The 9,630-nt window shown below is 70.6% G+C and carries 9 protein-coding genes; 5 read left to right on the top strand and 4 right to left on the bottom strand.

Translation table 11 applies throughout. The features are described 5' to 3' along the window. The first annotated feature begins 341 nt into the window (after positions 1-341). The gene (locus ACFXMF_RS44715; protein ID WP_360313600.1) at positions 342-476 is read left to right on the top strand and encodes a hypothetical protein; all 135 of its coding nucleotides are present in this window, start codon (positions 342-344) and stop codon (positions 474-476) included. A 1,830-nt stretch (positions 477-2,306) separates the two neighbouring features. Beyond that, positions 2,307-2,621 (top strand): IclR family transcriptional regulator C-terminal domain-containing protein, encoded by a 315-nt coding sequence (locus ACFXMF_RS44710; protein ID WP_380017728.1) that lies wholly within the window; start codon positions 2,307-2,309, stop codon positions 2,619-2,621. On the opposite strand, the gene ACFXMF_RS44705 is transcribed toward ACFXMF_RS44710, so the two are convergent. The 3 genes from ACFXMF_RS44705 to ACFXMF_RS44695 are packed head-to-tail and all read right to left on the bottom strand — an operon-like array spanning position 2,596 to position 5,971. Then, positions 2,596-3,441 (bottom strand): alpha/beta fold hydrolase, encoded by an 846-nt coding sequence (locus ACFXMF_RS44705; protein WP_379992520.1) that lies wholly within the window; start codon positions 3,439-3,441, stop codon positions 2,596-2,598. The genes ACFXMF_RS44710 and ACFXMF_RS44705 overlap by 26 nt on opposite strands. Further along, positions 3,438-4,373: a VOC family protein gene (locus ACFXMF_RS44700; RefSeq protein WP_360313594.1), complete on the bottom strand. Its 936-nt coding sequence runs from the start codon at positions 4,371-4,373 to the stop codon at positions 3,438-3,440. The genes ACFXMF_RS44705 and ACFXMF_RS44700 overlap by 4 nt, the downstream gene beginning before the upstream one ends. Positions 4,374-4,426: 53 nt before the next feature. Beyond that, entirely contained in the window at positions 4,427-5,971 is a 1,545-nt protein-coding gene (locus ACFXMF_RS44695) for a bifunctional 3-(3-hydroxy-phenyl)propionate/3-hydroxycinnamic acid hydroxylase (protein WP_379992519.1), read from the bottom strand. Positions 5,972-6,127: 156 nt separating this feature from the next. On the opposite strand from ACFXMF_RS44695, the gene ACFXMF_RS44690 reads away from it, so the two are divergent. Then, on the top strand, positions 6,128-6,775 hold the full coding sequence (locus ACFXMF_RS44690; RefSeq protein WP_360313590.1) for a helix-turn-helix domain-containing protein: 648 nt from the start codon (positions 6,128-6,130) through the stop codon (positions 6,773-6,775). A 30-nt stretch (positions 6,776-6,805) separates the two neighbouring features. On the opposite strand, the gene ACFXMF_RS44685 is transcribed toward ACFXMF_RS44690, so the two are convergent. Continuing rightward, complete coding sequence (locus ACFXMF_RS44685) at positions 6,806-7,579, bottom strand: IclR family transcriptional regulator (RefSeq protein WP_360313588.1); 774 nt, start codon at positions 7,577-7,579, stop codon at positions 6,806-6,808. 73 nt (positions 7,580-7,652) lie between these two features. Here ACFXMF_RS44685 and ACFXMF_RS44680 point away from each other — a divergent pair, with 73 nt between their 5' ends. Continuing rightward, positions 7,653-8,807, top strand: coding sequence for a cupin domain-containing protein (locus ACFXMF_RS44680; protein WP_380017727.1), 1,155 nt, complete (start codon positions 7,653-7,655; stop codon positions 8,805-8,807). Further along, positions 8,804-9,630, top strand: an 827-nt coding sequence (locus ACFXMF_RS44675; protein ID WP_380021199.1) for a fumarylacetoacetate hydrolase family protein, incomplete at its 3' end; no start/stop codon positions are given. The genes ACFXMF_RS44680 and ACFXMF_RS44675, both read left to right, overlap by 4 nt.

Here is a 9,630-nt window from a genome sequence, read left to right as displayed (position 1 = left end):
GGGTGTGGGGTTTTTGGGTCGTTGCAAACTCCTTTGGGACACTTGTTGACCCAGGTCCGGGCCGCGCGCGGCGGGCCGCTCTGGTAACGCCCCCGCGAGGTCCTCGAGCGACCAGCCCACCGGGGTCTTCGATCGGGCACCCGACGCGGCCGCGTGTGGAAGTGGGAGACCGGGGTCGAACCCTGCGCGGAATCCCAACTCCTGCTCGCCGAGGCCCTCGGCCTGGCCCCGACGACGTCGACGTCCGCGCCTGGCCGCACTGGTTACCGGGCCCGCATACGCCACTGCCCCTGGGCGCACACCACACCGTCACCGCGTTGAGAGAGGCGTTGAAGACGACGATGAAACGCCGCACCCTGCTCGGCTACACCGGCGCGGCCCTGGCCGGCCTCGCCGGACAGTGGGCCACCCTGGAACCGCCCCCCGCCGCCGGATCACGCCACGGCAGCGCCGTGGACGCCGAGTTCGTCCAATGACTGGAGACCACCGGGGCGCAACTGACCGGCCAGGCCACCGAACAACGCCAACACACCGCCACCCTGCTCGACGCCCACCTGAGCACCGTCACCACGTTGATCACCGACGCCCTACACCCCGCGGATCGGCCGGCGCCTGCACCTGTTGGCCGCGGGCCTGTCCCAGACCATCGCACGGCGGGAGCCGGGCCGGGCGTGCCGTGCGGTTCGATGTCGACCGCGGCGAAGCGCGGTCGGGCCGCGGGCACCGTGCCGCACCACCGGATCGGTTCCTCGACGGCGCCGGGGGCCCGGCCGAAGTTTTCGCGCAGAGACCGTGGTTGGTGCGGACGGCGTTGCCGATGAGGTGGGCGGCTTTCTCGTATCCGACGTCGGTCACCAGGAGCGCCATGGTGATCGTCCTCGCTCTTTCGGCCCGGGTCGGTACGGCAATATCGGCTGAACATTCGCGTGGCCTACCAGAATTCGTCATGAATTGAGGGATATAACGGAAAACGGACTACATGAAAGAATTCAACCTGCGGGTGGACGCGTCCCTGCTCGCCGCGTTGCGCATGTCGTCTGTGCCGGCGCGCTGGTCGCCGGGGTGTGGTGCTGGCCGTCCACATCGGCATATGCCGACGCCACGTCGGCCTACGGCGACTGGTCGATGAACGGCACCACGGGCACGGTCGACATCCCCTCACGGACTTCCCGACCGCGGCGGTGACAACGGACCGCACCACCGCCACGATGCAGTCCGGAACCTCGGACTTTCTGGGACCGGGAACGCCGGTGGGGGGATCGGTACGGATCTTCGCAGGGCAAGGAATACGTCACTCTGCGGACCGCCACGGGCCTGACGCCCTCGACGACGACCCTCACGTTCGAGCACCCGACGAATGCCGGGAACTTCGCCTTCACCCTGGGCGGCATCGACGCCGACAGCGTCACGGTTGCGGCGACGGGTGCTGACGGCCGGCCCCTGACGGTGGATCAGCTGGGCCGGCAGGGGACCTTCAACCAGTGCCAGGCCAGGCTGAAACCGTCAGCCTGCGGTCCCGCCGGAACTGACACCGACGTGCCTTCCTGGGACCCTGCCACGAACACGCTCGTCGGCCACGGTTCGGACACCACGGGCGCCTCGGGCTGGTTCCAGCCGACCGTGCCGGTTACCGGCATCACGTTGAAGTTCGGCAAGCAGACCGGCTTCCCGGTCTACCAGTTGTGGATCTCGTCGCTCCTCGCAGATCGCCGGCCGCGTCACCGCCGACTGCGGCCCGCCCACCGGGCTCGTGGTGCGGCTCCTGGACGAGAACGGGCAGCCCGTCCCGGGCCCCGACGGACAGGCCGTCACCACGACCACGGACGACCAGGGAAACCACGCCTTCACGAATCCGGCTCCCGGCCACTACCAGGTGAGCACGACGTCCGACGCCTACGCCCCGCCGACCACCTCCCGCACAGCCGACACCAGCGACGGGAACAGCGTTGTCGACGCCGATCTGGCCCTTACCTGCCGCACCAACCCCAGCCCCTCTACGACTGTGTCGTCCACTCCCACGTGTCGCGTCTTTCGGCCGCCACACCGGGGGCGGCCACTCCGGCCGCCACGTCACGGCGTACCCCGACGTCGGCCACTTCTCGGCGTGGTGGGCGCGGACGTCCGCCTGGACCACCTCGCCGAAACCCGCCACCGCCCCGGCACCACCAAGTCCCGCACATCCGGTCCGTAGGCCATCCCGACCCTGCAAGCAGGCCCAAATCCCGTGACCAACACAAAACACGGTCCGGGCCTTCAGGCGTACAAGGCTATGTGCAACACACCCGCGTTCTCGACGAAACTGCGACATCCCCAGGCCAGACTACGAGGACGCCGCGGTCGGCGTGGTGTGCGTGGCCGCGCCCGTGCTCGGCCCGGACGACGAGCCCGTCGCGGCGATCGGCGTGGCCGGGCCCAGTCCCCGCTTCCGCCCCGAGGCGCACGTGACCGCGCTGCGCGCCGCGGCGTCCTCGCGCGTCGGGACGCACTGTCCTGATCGGTATGCGCGCCCGGAACGCGGGCAGCCCGGGGCGCGCCGTCCGCGATTGCGGACGGCCCGCCCCGGGCCCAGTCGGCGCGCTCGGGGGTGGCGGATGCTCAGGTGTTTCGGACGAAGTCCGTGACCAGCCGGTTGAATTCGTCCGCGTGCTCGATCATGGCCCAGTGGCCGCACCGGTTGAGCAGCACCAGGCGGCTGTCGGGGACGTTCGCGAGCAGATGCAGCGAGACCTCGTAGGACACCACTCGGTCGTCGCGGCCGTGGATGATCAGTGTCGGCGTGGTGATCGCCGGGAGCAACCTCGGGTCCACCCACGTGGGCAGCGGGGTGCCGTGCGGCAGGCCGTCCACGTAGTTGCGCAGATGCTCGGGCCGGGCCAGCGCCGCGTCCGAACGGGCCTGGCACAGCTCGGGGGTGGCGAATCGCTCCTTGTCGAAGCACATGATCTCGACGAGCCGCCGCATGTTCTCCGGGCTCGGATCGCGGTAGGCCGTGATGAGCACCTTGAGGCCCTCGGACGGGCCGTCGCCCGCGCCGAAAAGGGTCCGCACGGGGCCGACGGGGGCGCCCATCGTAACGAGGTGGGTGATGCGGTCGGGATGTTCGGTGGCGAGCCGGAGCGAGGTCTGGCCGCCCATCGAGTTGCCGACGAAGGCGGCCTTCTCGATGCCCAGGGCGTCCAGGAACTGGATCGCGGCCTCGACGTGGTCGAGTCGGTCCACCGTGGCCGGGTCGGACTCGCCCCAGCCGGGCATGTCGACGGCGTAGACGTGGAAGTGCTCGGCGAGCGCCCCGATGTTCCCGGCGAAGTTGCTCCAGCCGGTGGCCCCGGGGCCACTGCCGTGCAACAGCACCAGCGGGTGGCCCTCGCCGGCCTCGTGGTAGCGGAGCGTCCAGTCCTTGGTCCGGACCAGGCGCGCGGTCGATTCGCGGGTGGGTGTCATCGGTTGTCTCCGTGATCGGTTCCGGCGGCGCGGGCGAGTTGGGCCGCGACCGCCTCGGGCGGAAGGTGTCCCCAGTTGTTCAGCCGGTCGAGGGTCCGGACCTGCCAGGTCGCGTCGTCGATGAGCAGGCCGCCCCAGCCGTATTCGACGCTGAACCCCGAGGGTGTGCGGACGTAGAAGCTGAACATGTTGTCGTTGGGGTGCATCCCCAGCGTCATCTCGAACGGCTGCCCGGCTTCCAGGCAGCGGTCGTGCGCCATGCCGACGTCGCGGATGTCGGCGACTTCGAGCATGAAATGGTGCGTGCTCTTGGGGTGCGGCATGTCGCCGAACGCGACGCTGTGGTGGCGCGGGTTGCAGTGCAGGAAAATCAGATCCGCGACCACGCCCGGGGCGACCTCCTCGACGATGGTGTCGGAGATCCGGAAGCCCAACAGGCCCTCGTAAAAGGCGAGATAATCCTCCCGGGACACGCCTTTGGCGATCAGCACATGGTGACCGGCGCCACCGTCGCCGGTGACGAATCCGCCGAGCAGCCGGTCGGAGCGGAACGGGGTGTCGGCGTCCGCGAGTCCGACCACCAGCTCCACCCGGTTGCCGATCGGGTCGGTGGTGACCAGGATCCGGTCCACCCCGCGGGCCGCGGCGAGCGCCGTCCCGCCGTCGGCGACGTCGACGCCGGCCGCGGCGAGCCGGTCCGCGAGCGCGTCGAGGGCGGCCTCCTCCTCGACCGAGTAACCGCTCGCCACCAGGTCGTCGGCGGGTCCGCGCCGGACCAGCCAGCGGTACGCCTTGGCATCGGTGCGCAGGCGCAGCGTGTCGTCGTCCTTCCCCGCGAGTTGCATGCCCAGCAGGTCGACGGCGAAGTGCTCCCAGTCGGCGAGGTCGCTCGCCTCGTAGACGACGTAGGCGAGTTCCTTGACTCCGGTCATGGGTTCTCCTTGGTGTACGTGCTGTGGATGGGGCTGCCGCGCTCCGTGGGCGCTCAGGCGGGGACCGCGAGGCCGAAGACATCGGACGCGGCCACGAAGCGGTCGGGGCGGATCGCGACGGCCCGGGCGCCGTAGCGGCGCAGCCACGGCAGCAGCACACGTTCGAGGTCCACGATCTCGTCGGAGCCCTCGGTATACGCGTCCTGCGGGCGGACGGTCAGGTAGCGGGCGCCCAGCGCGTCCCATCCGGCCTTCTCCTCGGCGGTCAGCAGCACCGTGGGGTCGACGCCGTCGCCCAGCAGTACGAAGCCGTTCCCGAGCAGGTCGTCCAGGCGTGCCATCCGACCGACGGTGTCGCCGACGATCGGCTGCGGCACCATGCGTCCGACGATCGACGCGTCGCCGACCGGCCCGCGCAACTTGCCCGCGGTGAGCACCGGGGGCGCGATGAGCGGCGGCTCGAACGGCGTGACCAGCCCCTCGGGGATCCGGTTCATCGCCTCGATCTCGTCGGGCGTGGCCTCCTGTTTGATGACCCGGCCGAGTTGCACGGCCAGGTCGGTGTAGAAGGCGGCGTTCGGTCGCCGTTCCGTCTCGTACGTGTCGAGCCATGCCTGTGGCAGTTCGCCGCGCAGCACTCGGCCCAACTTCCAGCCCAGGTTGTGCGCGTCGCGCATCCCGGTCTGCATGCCGGCCCCGGCCCATGGCGGCATCAGGTGCGCGGCGTCCCCGGCCAGGAAGACCCGGCCCACCCGCCACGTGTCTGCCATCCGGGTGTGGTGGCGGTAGAACGCCCACTGGTGGATCGCCACGTCGTCCGGGGTCACGCCCAGGGCCGCGAGCAGCGGCCACACGGCGCTCTCGTCGGCGAAATCGGCCTCGGTTTCGTGCGGCTTGAGTGGGATCTCCCAGCGGTGGTTGCCGGCCGACAGGGCGATGTCGACGACCGGGCGCTCGCTGTCGGACCAGAAGGTGAGCAGGTCGCGGTCGGGCCACCAGCGCTTGACCCGACAGTCGATGACGATCCACTGGACGTCGACGGTGTCGCCCAGGAGTTGGGAGCCGATCTGTGCGCGGGTGAAGCTTGTCCCGCCGTCCGCGCCGATGGCGTAGCGGGCGCGCACGGTGTGCGTCTCACCGGTCGCGGGGTCTGCGGCGGTGACCGTGACGCCGTTCGCGTCCTGTTCCACCGCGGTCGCCCGCGCGCCGAATCGCACGTCGAGCAGGTCGCCGTACTCCTCGGCGCACGCGCGGAGTTCGGCTTCCATGGTGGGTTGGTAGATGTTGTAGAAGCGCGGCCGTACGCCGAGCGTGGACGGCGGGTGCTCGACGCGCATGATCTCGGTGCCGTCGTAGGTCGTCCAGCGCAGTGCCCGCTGCGGCTCGATCACGGCGGCGATCCGCTCGTCGACGCCGAGGTCCTGGAAGATCCGCATCGTCCAGTCGTTGACGGTGACCGCGCGAGCACGCGCGTGGATGTCGCGGTCGCGCTCCAAGGCGACGACCGAGGCTCCCTGCCGGAGAAGCGTGAGTGCGGCGGTCACGCCGGTGGGGCCGTACCCGATGAGGGCGACGTCCGCGTCGTGGTTATGCGTCATGAGGGCTCCGGGCGATGGACAGTCGGCACTTTTGGACCGAGCGTTCTATTCTTGTATGCCGACCGTCACATGCCTCGCCGGGCCCGTCCAGACGATTCCGCTGTGCAGAAAGCCGCCGGTGCGACCTGCGATCGCCCGGCGCCTATGCTTCGGCGCATGGCCGACCCGAAACGCAGCAATCGGCGCGGGCGGCGTTCCCGCGAGGAGATCCTCGACGTCGCGACGCGGGTGATGGCCGAGCGCGGATACGCCGCCACCTCGCTCTCGACACTGAGCCGGGAGACCGGCCTGCCCAAGAGCGCGGTCTACCACCACTTCCGGTCCAAGGGCGGCCTGTTGTCGGCGGTCATGGCGCGCGGCGCGTACGACTTCTTCGCGGCCATGCGCACGGCACACACCGGGGGGCCACCGCCCGGGACCCCGCGGGAGCGACTCGACTGGTTCCTCCAGCGCACCGGCGAGATGTTCCTGGCCCGGCCGGACTTCCTGCGCCTGCACCTGATGCTGGTGATGAGTGCGGAGGCGACCGAGGCGGAGGTCGGGACGCTCATCCGCCAGGTACGTCGTGACGGCCGCGCCTACATGCACCGGATGATCTCCGTCGCGTTCGCGGAGGAGGGCCCCGAGATCGCCCAGGCCGTCGCCGACCGCCTCGACCATTTCGCGATCGCGGGTTTCGACGGCGCCTTCGTCGCGATGCAGGCCGACTCCGGGCCGGACCTGCCCGAGCAGATGCGGCTCCTCGGCGAGGCCCTCGCGGCGCTCGGTGGGGCACGCGCCGCCGAGCTGCGCACGCGCGGCTGAGTCGGAGCCCCCCGGATCCGGGCCGGGGGTTCAGCCGGCGAGCAAGTCCCGTTCCAGCGCGACCGCCGCGCTCCGCAGCGTGGCGACCAACTGGGTCACCCGCGTCCTGTCATAGCGGATGCTCGGCATCGAGACGGACAGCCCGCCGACCGATGTGGCGTCCGCGCCGCGCACCGACACCCCGACGGCGACCAGGCCGCGTTCCGAGCGGCTCTGGTTGACCGCGAAGCCGTTGCGGGCGACGCGGGACAGTTCGGCGCGAAGTTCGACCAGGTCTGGCCGGTCGAAGGCCCGGTTCTCCCAGCGCTCGGCCGCGTACAGCGACTCCAACTCCGCGTCGTCCAGCTCGGCGAGCAGCACCAGGCCGACGGTGGTGCGGTGCGCCGGGAAGACCATGCCTTCGCGCGAGCCCACCCGCAGCGCCTGTGTGCACTCGACACTGGCGATGAACCGGACCGTCTCACCGGTGCGTACGGCCAGGTTGGCCGACTCCCCCAACATGTCGACCAGACGGCGAAGGTGCGGCAGCGCCGCGGCACGGAGCCGGGAGACCGCGGACTGCGAGTGCGCGGCCAGCTCCAGTACCGGGCCCACCCGGTAGGTGCGATCCGGCCCCTGGACGGCGAAGTCGCGGTAGACGAGCATCGCGAGCAGGCGGTGCGCCGTGGAGATGGCGACGCCGAGGCGCCGGGCCACCTCGCTGACCGTCATCGGGCCCTCCAGTTGCAACATCGTGGCTGTCCTGAGGGCGTTGTCCACGCTGGCGATGGCGTACGGCGGCGGGGTCTTGAGGGGCTTTTCCACGCTGCCTCCCGAAAAGCGTTCTGCACAACAGAATCTTGTTTTCTGTCCTGCGCTGTGCCGTCACGGTATACGCATGACCGCCAGCCCTGTCGAACCACGTGCCGAGCGGCGCACCGTCGCCGCATCGAACCAACCGGAGGTGACTCCGGCCCTGGAGGCCCTGTACCGGGGATTCGACCGTGAACTGCTCGTCCCGCTGTGGACCGAGATCGGCGACCTGATGCCGACCCACCCGCGCTCACGCGCGCTGCCGCACCTGTGGAAGTGGCGCAACCTGCTCATGCTCGCCGAGCAGGCGGGCGAACTCGTGCCCGTCGGCCGCGGCGGCGAGCGGCGGGCCCTCGCACTCGCGAATCCCGGCCTGGACGGCCGCCCCTTCGCGACCCCTACCCTGTGGGCGGCCATCCAGTACCTCATGCCGGGCGAGGACGCCCCCGAGCACCGCCACACCCAGCACGCCTTCCGCTTCGTCGTCGAGGGCTCCGGCGTGTGGACGGTCGTCGGTGGCGACCCGGTGCCCATGAACCGCGGCGACTTCCTGCCTCAGGCGGGCTGGAACTGGCACGCCCACCACAACGCCGGGGCCTCCCCCATGGCCTGGATCGACGGCCTCGACATCCCGTTCCAGTACGGCGCCGAGACGCAGTTCTTCGAGTTCGGCCGCGACCGGCTCGATGTCGCCGAGCGCAGCACGCCCGAGCGCTCCCGTTCCGAACGGCTCTGGGGCCACCCCGGACTGCGTCCCCTGCGCGCACCCGCCGCCACCGCCCCCGGCTCGCCGTTGCTCTCCTACAAGTGGGCGGTCACCGACCGAGCGCTGGACGACCAACTGGAGCTGGCGAAGGAGGGCCACGGCGGCGTGGTCGAACCCGGCCACGCCGCCGTCCGCTACACCGACCCGGCCACCGGCGCCGACGTGCTGCCGACGATCCGCGCCGAGTTTCACCGCATCACCCGCGGTACCGAAACGGCACCGTTCCGGGAGACCGGCTCCTCCGTCTACCAGGTCTTCGACGGCTCCGGCACGGTCACCGTCGGGGATCGGACCTGGTCCGTGACGCGCGGCGACCTGTTCACGGTGCCGTCCTGGACGCCGTTCTCGGCCCGCTCCGAGGCCGGCGTCACGGACTCCGACAGCGGCGCCCTCGACCTGTTCCGATTCGGCGACGCGCCGATCTTCGAAGCCCTGCGACTCCACCGCTCCACCACCGACGAGGATCCCCGATGAAGCTCGCCACCCTGCGCACCCCCGCCGGCACCCGTGCCGTCCTGCTCGCCGGAGAGGAACTGATCGACCTCGGCGCCGCCGACGTCGGCGCGCTGCTCGCCGACCCGGACTGGCGCGAGCGGGCCGCAACCGCCTCCGGTACCCGTTTCCACCTCGCCGGCGCCGACTTCGCCCCGGTCGTGCCGCAGCCGTCCAAGGTGGTGTGCGTCGGCCTCAACTACAAGAACCACATCCAGGAGATGGGGCGTGAACTCCCCAGCCATCCCACGCTGTTCGCGAAGTTCGCGGACTCTCTGACCGGCCCGGCCGACGACATCCCGCACCCGGCCGAGACCACCGAACTGGACTGGGAGGTCGAACTCGCGGTCGTCATCGGCCGACGGGTGCGCCGGGTGAGCACCGCCGAGGCCGAGGCCGCCATCGCCGGGTTCACCGTGTTGAACGACATCACGTGCCGCGACTGGCAGTTCCGCACCCGCGAGTGGCTGCAGGGCAAGATGTGGGACGCCTCCACACCCATCGGCCCCTACCTGGTCACCCCGGACGAGCTGCCCGGTGGTGTACGTCCGGTGCTCGATGTGCGACTCGATGTCGATGGCGAGGTGATGCAATCCGACACCACCGGCGACCTCCTGTTCGACCCGGTCGCGCTGGTCGAGTACGTCTCCGCGGTGATCCGCCTCAACCCGGGCGACGTGATCGCCACCGGCACACCCGGCGGCGGCTGCCACGCCCGCACCCCGCACAGGAAGCAGCGAGCGGCAACCTCGGGGGTAGCGCAGAAACAGGTCATCGGACGCAAGGTGAACCGTGACCTCAGGGT

The organism is Embleya sp. NPDC059213 (assembly GCF_042754445.1).
Taxonomy (GTDB): Bacteria; Actinomycetota; Actinomycetes; order Streptomycetales; family Streptomycetaceae; genus Embleya.
This window is presented reverse-complemented; position numbering and strand designations above follow the sequence as displayed.